The organism is Cupriavidus sp. FW305-F7, assembly GCF_058782875.1.
Map to the genome: position 1 here is coordinate 63,645 of NZ_JBYSYC010000037.1, position 15,041 is coordinate 78,685.

The 15,041-nt window shown below is 66.9% G+C and carries 13 protein-coding genes; 3 read left to right on the top strand and 10 right to left on the bottom strand.

Going from position 1 to position 15,041, the window contains the following annotated elements; all coding sequences use genetic code 11:
* Position 1: 1 nt before the first annotated feature.
* Both AC3WL8_RS28635 and kbl read right to left on the bottom strand, forming a co-directional pair.
* The gene (locus tag AC3WL8_RS28635) at positions 2 to 958 is read right to left on the bottom strand and encodes an L-threonine 3-dehydrogenase (protein ID WP_211981023.1); all 957 of its coding nucleotides are present in this window, start codon (positions 956 to 958) and stop codon (positions 2 to 4) included.
* Positions 958 to 2,157 (bottom strand): glycine C-acetyltransferase, encoded by a 1,200-nt coding sequence (kbl, locus tag AC3WL8_RS28640; RefSeq protein WP_492379337.1) that lies wholly within the window; start codon positions 2,155 to 2,157, stop codon positions 958 to 960. The genes AC3WL8_RS28635 and kbl overlap by 1 nt, the downstream gene beginning before the upstream one ends.
* Positions 2,158 to 2,261: 104 nt before the next feature.
* Here kbl and AC3WL8_RS28645 point away from each other — a divergent pair, with 104 nt between their 5' ends.
* The gene (locus AC3WL8_RS28645) at positions 2,262 to 2,858 is read left to right on the top strand and encodes a helix-turn-helix domain-containing protein (RefSeq protein WP_013952449.1); all 597 of its coding nucleotides are present in this window, start codon (positions 2,262 to 2,264) and stop codon (positions 2,856 to 2,858) included.
* 35 nt (positions 2,859 to 2,893) lie between these two features.
* Here AC3WL8_RS28645 and AC3WL8_RS28650 read toward each other — a convergent pair whose 3' ends face one another.
* Genes AC3WL8_RS28650 through AC3WL8_RS28685 form a run of 8 tightly spaced genes read right to left on the bottom strand, consistent with a single transcriptional unit; the run spans position 2,894 to position 11,608 of the window.
* On the bottom strand, positions 2,894 to 4,063 hold the full coding sequence (locus AC3WL8_RS28650) for a xanthine dehydrogenase family Fe-S subunit (RefSeq protein ID WP_492379338.1): 1,170 nt from the start codon (positions 4,061 to 4,063) through the stop codon (positions 2,894 to 2,896).
* Positions 4,064 to 4,072: 9 nt separating this feature from the next.
* Positions 4,073 to 4,900: an FAD binding domain-containing protein gene (locus tag AC3WL8_RS28655; RefSeq protein WP_211981021.1), complete on the bottom strand. Its 828-nt coding sequence runs from the start codon at positions 4,898 to 4,900 to the stop codon at positions 4,073 to 4,075.
* Between the two features lie 3 nt (positions 4,901 to 4,903).
* Positions 4,904 to 7,300, bottom strand: coding sequence for a xanthine dehydrogenase family protein molybdopterin-binding subunit (locus tag AC3WL8_RS28660; protein ID WP_492379339.1), 2,397 nt, complete (start codon positions 7,298 to 7,300; stop codon positions 4,904 to 4,906).
* A 33-nt stretch (positions 7,301 to 7,333) separates the two neighbouring features.
* Positions 7,334 to 7,960, bottom strand: coding sequence for an N-carbamoylsarcosine amidohydrolase (locus AC3WL8_RS28665; RefSeq protein WP_153955060.1), 627 nt, complete (start codon positions 7,958 to 7,960; stop codon positions 7,334 to 7,336).
* A gap of 2 nt (positions 7,961 to 7,962) precedes the next feature.
* Positions 7,963 to 9,018, bottom strand: a complete 1,056-nt coding sequence (locus tag AC3WL8_RS28670; protein WP_153955059.1) for a 2,5-dihydroxypyridine 5,6-dioxygenase NicX family protein — start codon at positions 9,016 to 9,018, stop codon at positions 7,963 to 7,965.
* Positions 9,019 to 9,034: 16 nt separating this feature from the next.
* Complete coding sequence (locus tag AC3WL8_RS28675; RefSeq protein WP_492379340.1) at positions 9,035 to 9,862, bottom strand: alpha/beta fold hydrolase; 828 nt, start codon at positions 9,860 to 9,862, stop codon at positions 9,035 to 9,037.
* A gap of 9 nt (positions 9,863 to 9,871) precedes the next feature.
* On the bottom strand, positions 9,872 to 10,624 hold the full coding sequence (locus AC3WL8_RS28680; protein ID WP_013952442.1) for a maleate cis-trans isomerase family protein: 753 nt from the start codon (positions 10,622 to 10,624) through the stop codon (positions 9,872 to 9,874).
* A gap of 21 nt (positions 10,625 to 10,645) precedes the next feature.
* Positions 10,646 to 11,608: an amidohydrolase family protein gene (locus AC3WL8_RS28685; protein WP_013952441.1), complete on the bottom strand. Its 963-nt coding sequence runs from the start codon at positions 11,606 to 11,608 to the stop codon at positions 10,646 to 10,648.
* 438 nt (positions 11,609 to 12,046) lie between these two features.
* Here AC3WL8_RS28685 and AC3WL8_RS28690 point away from each other — a divergent pair, with 438 nt between their 5' ends.
* Entirely contained in the window at positions 12,047 to 13,651 is a 1,605-nt protein-coding gene (locus AC3WL8_RS28690; RefSeq protein WP_013952440.1) for an MFS transporter, read from the top strand.
* A gap of 170 nt (positions 13,652 to 13,821) precedes the next feature.
* Positions 13,822 to 15,039: an ABC transporter substrate-binding protein gene (locus AC3WL8_RS28695; RefSeq protein WP_492379341.1), complete on the top strand. Its 1,218-nt coding sequence runs from the start codon at positions 13,822 to 13,824 to the stop codon at positions 15,037 to 15,039.
* The last annotated feature ends 2 nt before the right edge of the window (positions 15,040 to 15,041 follow it).

The following is a 15,041-nucleotide window of genomic DNA, read 5'->3' on the forward strand; positions in this document are numbered from 1 at the left end:
CTCAGGCGGGCAGCGTCGCCTTCAGGTTGGCCAGCATGTCCGCCACCATCTCCTTCAAGCCGTACTCGGCCTTCCAGCCCCAGTCCGCGCGTGCGACCGAATCGTCGATCGAATCCGGCCAGCCCTGCGCAATCGCCTGGCGATAGTCGGGTTCATAGCGGATCTGGAAGCCCGGCACCTGCTCGCGGATGGCCGCTGCAGTCTGCGCGGGCGTGAAGCTCATCCCGGCAATGTTGTAGCTGCCGCGCTCGCCGAGCTTGTCCGCCGGCGCTTCCATCAGTTCGATGGTGGCGCGGATGGCATCGGGCATGTACATCATCGGCAGGGCCTCGTCTTCCTTCAGGAAGCAGGTGTAGGGCTCGCCCTTCACCGCCGCATGGAAGATGTCGACCGCATAGTCAGTGGTGCCGCCGCCGGGCGGGGTCTTGTGAGAGATCAGGCCCGGATAGCGCACGCTGCGTACATCCACGCCGTGGTTGGCGTGATACCAGCGGCACCAGCCCTCGCCCGCCTGCTTGGAGATGCCGTAGACGGTGGTGGGCTCCATCACGGTCTTCTGCGGTGTCTGTCCGGCAGGCGTGGTCGGGCCGAAGGCTGCAATCGAGCTTGGCCAGAACACCCGCTCCAGCCCGGTCTGCCGTGCCAGCTCCAGCACGTTGAGCAGGCTGGTCATATTGAGGTTCCAGGCCCACTGCGGCGCCTTTTCGCCGGTGGCGGACAGCGCGGCGGCCAGCAGGTAGACCTGGGTGATGCCATGGCGCTCGACCACGGCGGCCAGCTCGCCCCGGTCGGTCGCGTTGAGCATCTCGTGCGTCAGGTGCACGTGCCGGCCGGTGGGCACCACGTCGGAGGTGATCACGTTGGTGCGCCCGTAGCGCTCGGCCAGCGCCAGTGCCAGTTCAGACCCGATCTGGCCGTTGGCGCCGACGATCAGGATCTTCGGTTTGCCATCTTCCATCAGATCAGCCCCAGTTCGCGGCCAGCCTGGCCAAAGGCTTCCAGCGCCTCTTGCAGCGCGGCTTCGTCATGCAGCGCGCTCATCTGCACGCGGATGCGCGCCTGCCCCTTGGGCACCACCGGGTAGAAGAAGCCGACCACGTACACGCCCAGCTCCAGCAGGCGCTGCGCGAGTTGCTGCGCCTTGTCGGCGTCGTAGACCATGATCGGGATGATGGGGTGGTCGCCCGCCTTGACGTCGAATCCCAGCTGGTCCAGTCCCGCGCGGAAGAACCTGGTATTGCCCTCCAGCCGGTCACGCAGCTCGGTACTGGCTTCCAGGATATCGAGCACCGCGATCGACGCGCCCACGATGGCCGGCGCCACCGTGTTGGAGAACAGATAGGGCCGCGAGCGCTGGCGCAGCAGCGCCACCACTTCCTTGCGCGCGCTGGTGAAGCCGCCCGAGGCGCCGCCCAGCGCCTTGCCCAGCGTGCCGGTGATGATGTCGATCTTGCCGAACACGCCGCGCGCCTCATGCGTGCCGCGCCCGCGCTGGCCCATGAAACCGGTGGCATGGCATTCGTCGATGCCCAGCAGCGCGTCGTACTCATCGCAGATCGTGCGCATCTGGTCCAGCCGCGCCACGGTGCCGTCCATCGAGAACACGCCGTCGGAAAACACCAGCGTGTAGCGCGCACCGTCGGCCCGCGCCTGCTCCAGCTGCACGCGCAGGTCGTCCATGTCGTTGTGCTCGTAGCGGTAGCGGCGTGCCTTGGACAGGCGGATGCCGTCGATGATCGAGGCATGGTTGAGCGCATCGCTGATGACCGCGTCTTCCGCGCCCAGCAGCGTTTCGAACAAACCGCCATTGGCATCGAAGGCCGAGCCATAGAGGATGGTGTCCTCAGTGCCGAGGAAGGCCGACAGCCGCGCCTCCAGCGTCTTATGCAGGTCCTGCGTGCCGCAGATAAAGCGCACCGAGCTCAGCCCGAAGCCATGCGTGCGCAGCGCCTCGTGCGCGGCCTCGATCACCTGCGGGTGCGACGACAAGCCAAGGTAGTTATTGGCGCACAGGTTGATGACCTCGCGGCCGTCGGTGGTGCGCACCCGCGCACCCTGCGGCGTGGCGATCACGCGCTCATTCTTGAACAGCCCCGCCGCGCGGATGCTTTCGAGTTCGGTACGGATGGATGCATAGAATGCCTCGGCATTCGACATGGCTTGGCTCCCGTTGGTGTGCGAGGGATATGCTAGGATTCGATCGATAAATCGAACGCGTTCTCTATATCGAACGTTTTGCGCAATATAACGAACATTCCCCCATGACGCAAGCCCTTGCCCAAATGCCGCAGGCCGACGGGCCGCCCGCCGTCGGCATGGCGCTGCAGGCGCTGCGCCAGCAGCAGCGCCTGTCGCTCGATGAACTGTCGCGCCGTGCCGGCGTATCCAAGTCGATGCTGTCGCAGATCGAACGCAACCTGGCCAACCCCACCGTGGCGGTGCTGTGGCGCCTGGCCAATGCGCTTGGCGTCAGCCTGACGGATTTCCTGGCCGGCGGCGCGGCAGAGCGGCCGGGCGGCGGCATCACCGTGATCCAGCCACATGCCACGCCATCGCTGAAAAGCCCCGATACCCGCTGCGACCTGCGCATCCTGGGCCCGATCGACCTGGCCGGCCGCTTCGAGTGGTATGAGCTGACCATCCAGGCCGGCGGCGTGCTGGCCTCCGAGCCGCACGAAGCCGGCACCCAGGAACACCTGTCGGTGCTGAGCGGATCGATGACGGTGCGCGCGGGCGTCGATGAGAAGAAGCTGAGGCACGGCGAGACCGCGCGCTATGCGGCCGATGTCGCACATGCGATCTCCAATGGCGGCAAGACCACTGCCACCGCACTACTGGTTGTAGTGCATCCGGGCTGACGCGGGCAAGGGTTGCGACAGCCCGGCGGGCGGGTTCAGCGGGCGCCGAACCATCGTTTGACCCGCTCCCACAGAACGCCGAAGAACATCGCCACCGGATTGAGGCGTACCGCCTGGTTGCGTTCGGCATCGCTCAGCGTCGGGTCCATCCGGCGCGCCACCGACTTGCCGAAATCGGCAATCATGCGCCGCACGAAATCCCGCACCAGCCCCGACCGCGAGAACTGCGCCAGCGGCCCTTGCAGCGAGTACTGCAGGTCGACCGCGACTTCGGTCTCGTGCGCGGAGAGCGCCTTCAGCTGGTAGGCGACGTCGCCGGCGGCCTTGGAGTTGCTGAGCGAATCCTGGCCTGCGCCCTTCAGCACGCCACGCTTGAGCGCGTCGTCGCGCTGCAGGCGCGCGGCGCCGTCGAACCTGGCGGACATCGGGCCGAACTTGATGGCGATATGACCCTTGACCTTCTCCCCCGCAATTTCAGTGAGCACCGCGCCCGGCAGGCAGCCCGCGACGGCTGGCAGGTCGGCCATGAAGGCCCAAACCGAGTCGAGCGCGTAGGGGACGGTGAAGCTGCCTTCGATGCGCGACCAGCCCTTGCGGTCGGCTGACCGTTCCGCCTCGGCGCCGGTGCCGGCGGCCAGGTGCGGCAGCGTGCCGAGCGCTTCGTCGGCAACGGCAAAACCGGTGAACGGCGCTTCGGCCGGCGCCGCGCCCGCGACGTGCCGCGCAATCACGCCGGCTGCGTCGCGGCGTGCGTCCAGTACCGAGCGGATGGCGGCGACGATTCCCATATAGCCGGTGCAGCGGCACAGGTTTCCCGACAACTCGTGACGGATGGCGGCGTCGTCCGCATCGGGCAGGCGCAGCACGATGTCGCGTGCGGTCGCCAGCATACCCGGCGTGCAGAAGCCGCATTGCAGGGCATGATGCTGGTTGAACGCCGCGCGCAGGTCGGCCATCACGGCATCGTCCTGGTAGCCTTCGACGGTGACAATGTCAGCGCCCTGGCAGGCAGCCGCGAAGGTGATGCACGACCGCACCGGCTTGTCGTCGAGCAGCACGGTGCAGGCGCCGCACACGCCGTGTTCGCAGCCGAGGTGGGTGCCGGTCAGGCTGTGCGTGTCGCGCAGGAAGTCGCCCAGGTGCGTCCGGTCCGCGCACGCGCCAGAAACCCGGCGGCCGTTGACATTGAATTCGATGGTCTGCACGGGCGCTCCTCAGTTCAGCATTTGCGTGACGCAGCGCATCACGACGGTACGGTAAAGCTTGCGGTCGATGGCGTCCTTGCCCGGCGCGGCCTGCGCCACCGCTTCGTCCACGGCACTGGCCGTGAGCGCCGCGGCGCCTTGCGCGGCGACCGCGCGCGTGAGTCCAGGCAGCACCACCGGTGGCCCGTCCAGCGCGCCGAGCACGATGCGTGCAAAGCGGCGGCTGGCATCGAAGTACGCGGCGCAGCTGGCTTCGGCGAACTCGCCGGTCTTGCGGCACAGCTTCTGGTAGCCCCAGCGGCTGTGCGCGGTGGCATGCGGCACGCGCACGGCGGCGATCAGCTCGCCGTCGGCCAGCACCGTGGTGTAGGCGCCGATCATGAATGCTTCCATGGGCACATCGCGCGTGCCGATGCCGGATGCAATCTCGATGCGCGCACCCAGCGCGGTCATCACCACCACCCAGTCCGCGGCCGGGTCCGCATGGGCCAGGCTGCCGCCCACGGTGCCGCGGTTGCGGATCGCGCGGTAGGCAATGCCGCCCGCCACGGCCTGCAGCATGGTGCCCTGCAGCGGCGCGAACACGCCGTCCTCGATCTGCGCATGGGTCACGCAGGCGCCGATGCGGATGTCATCGGGGGTGGGCGCGACTTGCCGCAGTTCGGCCAGCCCCGACACATCGACCACCGTGTCGGGACGGGTCAGCCGCAGGTTCAGCATCGGGCCGAGCGACTGGCCTCCGCCCATGGTCTTGGCCACATCTATGCCCGCGCCAAGGCGGGCCAGCGCCTCCGGCAGCGAGCCGGGCGCATGATAGGAAAAAGCGACGGCTTTCATGGGTCAGGCTGCCTTCTTGCTTTGTGCGCCGGCCACTGCCGCATCCAGCGCTTCAAGGATCTTTCTCGGGGTCAGCGGCGTTTCCTGCAGTTCGACACTGAAGTCGCGCAAGGCGTCGTTCACCGCGTTGAAGATCGCCGCCGGCGGTGCAATGGCGCCGCCCTCGCCCATCCCCTTGGCGCCGAATTCCGTGTGCGGCGACGGCGTCTCGAAATGATGGATGCGGATCGATGGAATCTCGGTCGGCCCGGGCAGCATGTAGTCCGCCAGCGTGGAGGCCAGCGGCTGCCCGTTGCCGTCATAGCGCATCTCTTCGAACATCGCTGTGCCGATACCCTGCGCCACACCACCGTAGGTCTGGCCCTCGACCACCATCGGATTGATCATGGTGCCGCAGTCTTCCACCACCACATAGTCCAGGATCTCGACATGGCCAGAATCGATGTCGACTTCCACCGCGACCGCATGCGTGGCGTAGGTGAAGCTGCCGGTATCGACCGCGGGCTTGAAGCCCATGGTGACCTCCAGCCCTTGCGCATCCACGTCGTGCGGCAACAGGTGGGGATTGATGTACCAGGCGTCGGCAATGCGGCCGATATCGATGACGGTGGCATCGCCTGCACGAACCGCGCCGGCTTCGAGCGTTACCGCCTCCACCGGCTGCCCCAGCATATGCGCGCCAATCTTCTGCAGCCGCGGCAGCAGCGCCTTGCATGCCCGCGACACCGCGCCGCCCGACATCACCAGCGAGCGCGAGGCATAGGTGCCGGTCGAGAACGGCGTGAGCCCGGTATCGCCGTGCACCAGCTTGATCCGTCCGATGTCGATGCCCAGGATCTCGTGGGCAATCTGCGCGAACGTGGTCTCCATGCCCTGCCCGTGCGAATGCACGCCGACCCGCACTTCGAGCCCGCCATCCGGCGTGATGCGCACCGTGGCCGAGTCGAAGCCGGGGATCACCGGCGTGCCCCAGGCCGCGAACACGGAAGTGCCGTGGGCCGACTGCTCGGTGTAGGTGCCAAAGCCCACGCCGACATAGCGGCTGCCCTGCGGACCCGCCTGCTGCCGCGCGCGGATCGCGGGCAGGTCGATCATCTCCATCGCCTGGCGCACGCTGGCCGGGTAGTCGCCGCCGTCGAAGTGCTTGTTGGTCACGTTGACGTAAGGCATGGCCTGCGGCGGCACCAGGTTTTCGCAGCGCACTTCCCACGGCTCGCGCCCCACCTCGCGCGCGATCGCGTCCATCATCAGTTCCATGGCGAAGCAGACGCCGGTCCGGGCCACGCCGCGATACGGCACGAAACCTGGCTTGTTGGTGGCCACGCAAGTAGTTTCGCAGCGGTACCCGTCAAAGGCATAAGGGCCGGGCAGGTTGCCGATCGCCTGTCCCGGCTCCAGCCCGACGGTGAATGGCCAGACCGAATAGGCACCGCCATCGATGGCGATCTTCGCGTCCAGCGCCAGCAGCCGGCCGCGTTGGTCGGCATAGGCGGTAAGCTCGTAGTGATGCTCACGCGAGTTGGCCCCGGCGGTCAGGTGCTCGCGCCGGTCCTCGACAAAACGGAACGGCCGCTTGTAGGTCAGCGCCAGCCAGGCGATACAGAGCTCTTCCTGCTGCAGCACGCACTTGTAGCCGAAGGCGCCGCCCACGTCCGGCGAGATCACGCGCACGCGCGCCTGGTCCAGGTCCAGGCAATGGCTCAGGATGGTCCGGATCATATGCGGCACCTGGGTGGCGCTGTACACCACCAGCTGGTCGAACTGGTGGTCCCAGTAGGCCAGCACCGCCTTGCCTTCCATCGGCACCATGCACTGGCGCGCCAGGTTGACCTTGCGGTGGACGACGACGGAGGCCTCGCGCTGGCGCGCCTCGAAGTTCTTGTCGATATTCAGCGTCAGGAAGGTGTTGTCGCGCCAGTGTTCGTGCACGCGCACCTCGCCGGCGAGCTGGCGGGCCTGCGCGACGTCGGTCAGCGCGGGCAGCTCGTCGAACTCGGCCACCACCTGCTCGGCGATGTCCTCGGCTTCGGCGCGCGTCGGGGCAAAGGCCATGGCAACGGGCTCGCCGACAAAGCGCACCTTGCCGCTGGCCAGCGGCGCCTGCGCCGACGGCTGGTAGGACGGGAACGCCGAATCCGCGACGATGTCGCTCGCCGCCGCCATGTCCTCGCGCACGATCACCGCTTGCGCGTGGCGCGCGGGCTTGCTCACGGACAACAGCCTGGCATGCGCCACGGGGCTGCGCAGGAAAGCCACCTCCTGCAGGTCCGGCATGGCAATGTCCGCGACAAAGCGCCCCTTGCCATGCAGGTGCCTGGCGTCTTCCTTTCGCGCCACCCGGGCTCCCACGCCCTGGCCGCGTCCTTCTTCCGAATGATCCGGTTCCATCGACGATGTCATTGTCTTATCCGTCCCGATGATTCATGCAAGCGCTCATTCGCGCACCCCGATAGCAGCCAGCCCCTCTGCGCGCGAGGCCACCGTCGCATACTTCTGCCCCATGTCGAACAGGTTGGCCTCATGCGGGCCGAGCGCCCTGTCGCCGACGCAATCCGACAGCACCAGCGGCCGGAAGCCGTACTGCATGGCGTCCACCACGCTGGCGCGCACGCAGCCGCTGGTCACGGCGCCGGCCACCACCAGCGTGCGCACGCCGCGCTGCGTCAGCCACGCGGCCAGCGACGTACCGAAGAATGCCGACGGCACGGTCTTGCGCACCACCAGCTCGCCCGCCCGTGGCGCCAGTTCTTCGACGATGGCACTGTTGCGCTCGCGCTCCTTCAGCGACAGCATGTTCGGCACCTTCATGGAGAAGATGTTGTGGTCCGACCCATCGTCCGCAAAGACGATGCGGCTGTGCGCGATCGCCCAGCCTTCGCGCCGTGCCACGGCCAGCAGCGGCACGGTGTTGGCGATGGCCTCGCGGATATTGCCGCCGCCGAACACCTCCGGATCGGCAAAGCCGTTGACGAAATCGACCACCAGCAGCCCGAACGGGCCCGCCAGTTCCAGGTCGTTGCCGAAGCCCTGGCGCTGGTACGCGCCGATCTCCTTGTGCATGGCTACTTCTCCTCCGGGTAGCGGAACCCGTCCGTGACCTTGCCGCGGGTCACCACATCCACGCCGTCCAGGCGGACGGTGCAGTTGCGCACGGGAATATCGATATGGCAAGCCGTGGTGCGGCTGCCGCCGGCTTCGTTATTGGGGCCGAGCGAGAACAGGAAGTTGCCCTCGAAGGCGCGCGCGTCCATGCCGATGGTGGCCTCGCGATCGTACAGCCCCAGCGTGGACCAGTGGGCGCGCGGCTGCAGCCCCCAGCCGATATGCGAGATGGCATAGGCCTGCGGATCGTTGAAGGAGGCCATGTACTCGCTCAGCAACTCGGCGTGCAGGCCGCCTTCGATGCGCGTGGCAAAGCCGCCCTCCACCGTCAGCATGACCGGCTCGGTGACGTAGGTCTTCTGCGGCAGCAGGATGTCGCCGCGCTCCAGCACGATGGTACCGTTGGCCGAGCCCTCGTTGGGCCAGGTCAGCGCGAAGCCGCTGGGCCAGTGGTCCCAGCGCCCGGGCTCGTCGACAAAGCCATACTCGCTGATGGCCGGGAACTCGCCCAGCGGGCAGCGCAGGTCGGTGCCGGCCGGCGACACCACATGCATTTCCTTTGCGCCGGCCAGCCGCTCGGAGGCGGCCTTGACGCGCTCGCGGTCGGCCTCGCAAGGCACCAGGCGCGCCAGCACCTCGGGCGGCTCGACGGCCAGCAGGATTTTGGTGCCGCCCTTCAGGATGTCGTGCTGCTCGGGGGAGAACAGCAGCGTCATCAGGTCCAGCACCAGGTCGCTTTCCCTGAGCGCGGCAATCGCGGCTCGGTTGCCCGTGAGCGGGGTCGTTCCCAGGTAGGCCAGCGCGTCGCGGCTCAGCGCCTTCTCGCCGTTGACGGGCGGCAGGTCGAGCCGGTTGACGATGGCACCCATCGCCTGCGTGGCGATCAGCGCGGTGGAAAGGGTCTGCGGGTGGGTCGCGGCGCTGGTCAGGATGGTGACGGTCTGCCCCGGCTCCAGCCGGGACAGCTTCAGCACCTTGCGCCAGGCCTCGATCATCTGGTGGTCACTTACCGGCATGTCCGCTCCTTGCTGGTCATTGCGTCAGCGGCGCGCCGAGGAAGTCCCCCAGCGCCGCGTAAAAGCCCGCTTCGTCATCCAACGGGATCATGTGGCCGGCACCAGCAACGTGGCTGACCAGCACCCCCGGCAGCAGCGTGCGGATCTCCGCCACGTCCTCGGCGCGCACCACGTCGCCGCGCCCGGCAGTCACCAGCAGCGCCGGCACCGTGATCCTGGGCATGTCGGCATGGATGTCGTCGCGATGGAAATCCTCGAAGCTGCGCATCACGGCGTCTTCGTTGCAGGTATGCAGCCATTCGGCGCGCAGGCGCAACTGTTCGTCGGTCCAGGTCGGGCAGAAGCAGCGCATGCCTTCCACGTCGGTGCCCTGGCGCGACAGGCGGATGGAATCCACATACCACGGCAGTTGCGCGGGATACGCGCGGCGCCCGGGCCCCGACACCGGCGGATCGACCAGCACCAGTCTGGCCAGGCCGCCAGGCCGGCCCGCCGCGGCGCGCACGCCGATGCGCGCGCCCATCGAATGGCCAACCACGCTGTAGCGGCGCAGGCCGAGCGCCTCGGCAAAGGCCACCACGTCGCGGGCCTGGGCGTCGAGGCTGTAGTCCAGCCCGGCCTCAGCCGACGACAGGCCGCGCCCGCGCACGTCCAGCACATAGGTATCGAAGCTGGCGCCAAAGCGCTCGCCGACGAAGCCCCAGGTGATTGCCGGGCTGGTGATGCCCGGCACGATGATCACGGGATCGCGCGCGGCACGCGCACCGTCGTTGCCGCCATAGCGCAGGTAGTGCTGGCGAATGCCGTTGGCATGGACGTGGCCGCCATAAAGGAAGGTGGTCATGGCATACCCTCAGTAGGCGCCCGACAGCAGCGCGCCGGCGCCCGGCACGACCGGCTCCAGGTCCAGCGCCTTGAGCATGGCGTAGGTGGTGGCGATGGCCGCGGTGATGACCGGCTTGCCCGTCATCGCCTCCACCTTTGCCACGGCCGGGAGCGACGGCATCTGCACGCAGGCCGACAGCACGATGGCATCGACATCCGCCAGGTTCATCTGCGACACGATGCCGGGCAGCCGCGCCGGATCGTGGCGGCCGACCTCCAGGTTGTCCGGGATTTCCAGCGCACGGTAGTCCACCACCTCATAGCCTTCGTTGCGGATGTAGTCCACCACCAGCTCGGTCAGCGGCTTCATGTATGGCGCCACCACGGCGATGCGGCGCGCGCCGATCACGCGCAGCGCATCCACCAGCGCACCGGCGCTGGTGATGACCGGCGCGTCGCCGCCATTCTCGATGGTGTGGGCCTTCAGGCGCTGCTCCGACTTGCGGTGATAGCCGTGGCCCATGGCCATGATGGCGACCAGGCAGGCGTAGCCGAGCACGTCGACGCGGGCGTCGCTGAGCTCCACCGCGCAGCGGTCGGATTCGGCATCCATGGCGGCCAGCTCTTCCTTGACCACCTTCTTCATGCGCATGCGGCTGGAGTGGAAGGTAAAGCGCTCCGGACGGAGCTGCTGGCGCGCCAGCAGCATGGCGGGAATCTCGGTTTCCATGGTCGTGTTCGAGCTGGGAACGATCTGGCCGATGCGAAAGACTTTTTGCATGAGGGTCCTCGGGTTGTACGGTTACAGCTTGAGCAGGCGTTGCGCGTTGCCGTGGCAGACCAGCGCGCGCGTGGTGTCGTCGAGCGGCGCGTCCTCGATGAACTTCGCCGCGACTTCGGTGGATTCGTAGGGATAGTCGACCGAGAACATCACGGCCTCCGCGCCGAGCTCGGCAATGGCACCGGCCAGCGCACCGTGCGAGCACACCCCCGAGGTGGTGATGACGATATTGGTGCCGATATATTCCGAAGGCGCGCGCGCCAGCCGGACCCCGTGCGAATAGACCGCAAAGCGGCTGTCGAAGCGCCAGCGCTGGTACGGCAGGCCCTCGCCCATATGGCCGAGGATGATCTTCAGGCGCGGGAAGCGGTCGAACACGCCGCCGAACAGCAGCCGCAGCGCATGCGATGCGGTCTCGACGCCCCAGCCCCACGCCGCGCCGGTCAGCTCGGGGTGGCCCGCCAGGACCTGCGGCTGAACCAGCGCATCGGTCGGGTGCAGGTACATGGGCACGTCCAGCGCCTGCATGCGTTCCCAGAAAGCATCGTATGCAGGGTCGTCGTAGTAGCGCCCGTGGGTATGGCCGTTCACCAGCGAGCCCTTGAAGCCAAGCTCGCGCACGGCGCGTTCCAGCTCGCGCGCGGCCTGCTCCGGGTCGTGCATGGGCAGCGCGGCAAAGCCGGCAAAGCGCGTGGGGTGGCGCGCGATCTGCGCGGCCAGGAAGTCATTGCTCTCGCGTGCCCGCGCCACGGCAAGGCCGGAGTCGGACTCGCCCTGCACGCCCGGACCAGTCTGCGACAGCACCGTGATGTCGATGCCGGCGCGGTCCATCTCGGCGAGGCGGTCCTCGTCGAAATCGGCCAGGCGGCGGCCCAGTTCGGCAAAAACTGCTGGATCGATATGCTGCGTGAACGCCTTGGAATAGGCCTGGAAACCCGGCGTCATGAAATGCTCTTCGAGGGCGATCTTCTTCACTTTGGTCATGCTGGTGGGGCTCCTGATTGGTGAAATCGCTTCGCTGCGGGCGCGTCCCGCACGGCATGCGGCGTGCGCCCATGCAATTGCTCAGTACACTGATTAGTTTCGGATTCTAGTCAGCGAAATTCCAAAAGTCTAGAAGCGGCGCGGAGGGTTAACACCTATAACGATGGCCATACACCCTCAGTACACTGAGCCCAGATGCTCAGTATGCTGACGATATTAAAAGACCATTTAAATAGGCGATTTCGGGCATTCCGGCACATTGTGGACTGGCCCACATTTTGCTCAGCATACTGCGTTTCTCATCAGCATACTGACTGATGCACCGGAAGGATGCGGCGCTGCACTGCGCGAGGGACCGACAGGCCCTGGCCAGCGGCGCCGGCACCGCCGGGACGAGCAGACATATAGAGACAATAGCTACACCAAAGGACCCCCGCCATGACGATCAGCCTGACTCGCAGCGAGACACGCGCCCCCGCCTCCCGCATGACAGCCGAGGAGCGCAAGGTCATCCTTGCCTCTTCCTTCGGCGCCCTGATGGAGTGGTACGACTTCTACATCTACGCCGCACTGGCGGTGTACTTCGGCGCACTGTTCTTCCCCAAGGGCAATGAGACTGCCGCTTTCCTGGCCAGCCTGGCTACCTTCGGCGCAGGCTTCCTGATACGGCCGGTGGGCGCGCTGCTGTTCGGCCGCCTGGGCGACCTGATCGGGCGCAAGTACACCTTCCTGGTCACCATCCTGCTGATGGGTGTTGCCACCGTCGGCGTTGGCGTGCTGCCCACGTATGAGCAGATCGGCATCACCGCCACCGTGCTGCTGGTGTTGCTGCGGCTGCTGCAAGGCCTGGCGCTGGGCGGCGAGGTCGGCGGCGCGGTCACCTACGTGGCCGAGCACTCCCCCGTGCACAAGCGCGGGCTGTACACCAGTTCGCTGCAGACCACGGCAACGCTGGGCCTGCTGTCCTCGTTGCTGGTCGTCTACCTGCTCAAGACCTTCCTGACCGAGGCCGAATTCCGTGAGTGGGGCTGGCGCATTCCCTTTATCGTGTCGCTGGTGATGCTGGTGATCTCGGTCTACATCCGCGGCAAGCTGCATGAATCGCCGGTCTTTGCCCGGATGAAGGCCGCCAACACCACCTCCAGGGCGCCGATCCGCGAGAGTTTCACCAACTGGAAGAACCTCAGGTCCGTGCTGCTGCTGTTCGTGGTGGCGGCGGGCCTGGGCGCCATCTTCGGCACCGGCCACTTCTACTCGATGTTCTTCCTCAACAAGACGCTGCACGTGCCGCTCGAAACGGTCCACAAGCTGATCGGGATCGCGCTGGTGGTGGCCACGCCCTGCTACCTGCTGTTCGGCTGGCTGTCCGACCGCATCGGCCGCAAGTACATCATGATGGCCGCCTGCCTGCTGGCGGCGGTGTGCATCCAGCCGGTGTTCAAGGGCCTGACGCACTATGCCAATCCGGCACTCGAGCAATTCCAGCAGCAAGGCGCCGTGCAGGTGACGGCCGGCGACTGCAAGGCGCGCCTGTTCGGCGAGCCGGTATCCGCCTGCGACAAGATCCGCGGCTACCTGACCGACCTGGGCGTGGGCTACACCTTCGTGCCGGCCAGCAATCCGGCGCAGGCGGAAGTGCGCATCGCGGATCGCACGCTGCAGGGCTTTGACCGCGACGCCATCAAGGGCGCGCTGGTGGCGGCCGGCTGGCCGGAGCGCGCCGATCTCTCGAAGATCAACACGCCGATGGTATTCGTGCTGCTGCTGGTCCCGATCCTGTTCCTGGCCATGGTGTATGGGCCGATGGCGGCCTTCATGGTGGAACTGTTCCCGGCCCGGGTGCGCTACACCTCGCTGTCCCTGCCCTTCCACCTCGGCGCGGGCTGGGTCGGCGGCATGCTGTCCTTCGTGGTCACGGCCATGAACGTGGCCAGCGGCGACGTCTACTTCGGCCTGTGGTACCCGGTGATCATCGCCGGCCTGGCCTTCGTCATCGGCATGCTGTTCGTGCCGGAGACGCGCGGCCGCGACCTGGCCACCTGAGCGGCACTACGGGTGAAGCTGAAGGGCGGATCTCTCCGCCCTTTTTCCCGGCCAACTATTCAGCATACTGAGTTTATCCGCGCTACTGCGGCGCAGCGATGGCGCCGCGGTCTGCCGACGCAGCCATCGCAACCATTCGAATCTTTCGCGTAGACAACCTGGAGCCCCTGATGACCACCTCTCGCATCCTCCGCACCCTCGCTGCGTCCTCCGCCCTGCTGGGCCTGGCCGCCGCCACGCCCGCACTGGCCGACACCAATGGCGTGAAGATCGGCGTCATCACCGATATGTCCGGCTCCTATGCCGACCTCTCCGGCAAGGGCTCCGTGCTTGCCGCGCAGATGGCCGTGGAAGAGTTCGGCGGCAAGGCCCTCGGCAAACCGGTGACGGTGCTTTCCGCCGATCACCAGAACAAGGCCGATATCGCGTCGTCGCTGGCGCGCCGCTGGTTCGATACCGATGGCGTCGACATGGTGATCGACTTCCCCAACTCTTCGACCGCGCTGGCGGTGCAGGAGGTGGCGCGGCAGAAGCAGAAGATCGACATCGTCTCGACCGGTGGCGCCATGGCGCTGACCAACCAGAACTGCTCGCCCACCGGCTTTCACTGGGCCTGGGACACGTATTCGGTGTCTTACCCGCTGGTGCGCCGCATGATCGAACAGGGCCGCAACAGCTGGTACTACATCACCGTGGACTACGCCTTCGGCCAGTCGCTGGAAGCAGATTTCCGCAAGGCCGTGGACGCCGGCGGCGGCAAGAACGTGGGCGCTACCCGGCATCCGCTCAACGCCAGCGATTTCAGCAGCCCGGTGGTGGCCGCCTCGGCTTCCAAGGCCAAGGTGGTGGTGCTGGCCAACGCCGGCAACGACATGATCAACGGCGTCAAGGCAGCCGGCGAATTCGGCCTGATCAAGGCCGGCCAGACCGTGATCACGCCCTCCACCTTCATCACCGATCTCAAGAGCCTGGGCCTGAACGCCGCGCAGGGGCTGACCTATGTCGACCCGTTCAAGCTCGACCTGGATGGCAAGTCGAAGGACTTCGTCGAGCGCTACTACAAGCGCCACAAGGCCTATCCCACGCATGGCCAGATCGGCGTCTACTCCGGCGTGCTGCATTACCTGAAGACGGTGGAGGCAGCGAAGACCGTGGAAGGCCCGGCCGTGGCGGAGAAGATGCGCGCGCTGCCCGTCAACGATGCCTTCGTGCGCAACGGCAAGGTGCGTGTCGACGGCCGCATGGTGCATGACATGTACCTGGCCCAGGCCAAGACCCCGGCCGAGTCCAAGGGCCCGTGGGACCTGGTCAGGTATATCGGCACGATCCCCGGCGACGAGGCCTTCCGACCGCTGTCGGCCAGCGAATGCCCCCTGGTAAAGAAGTGAGC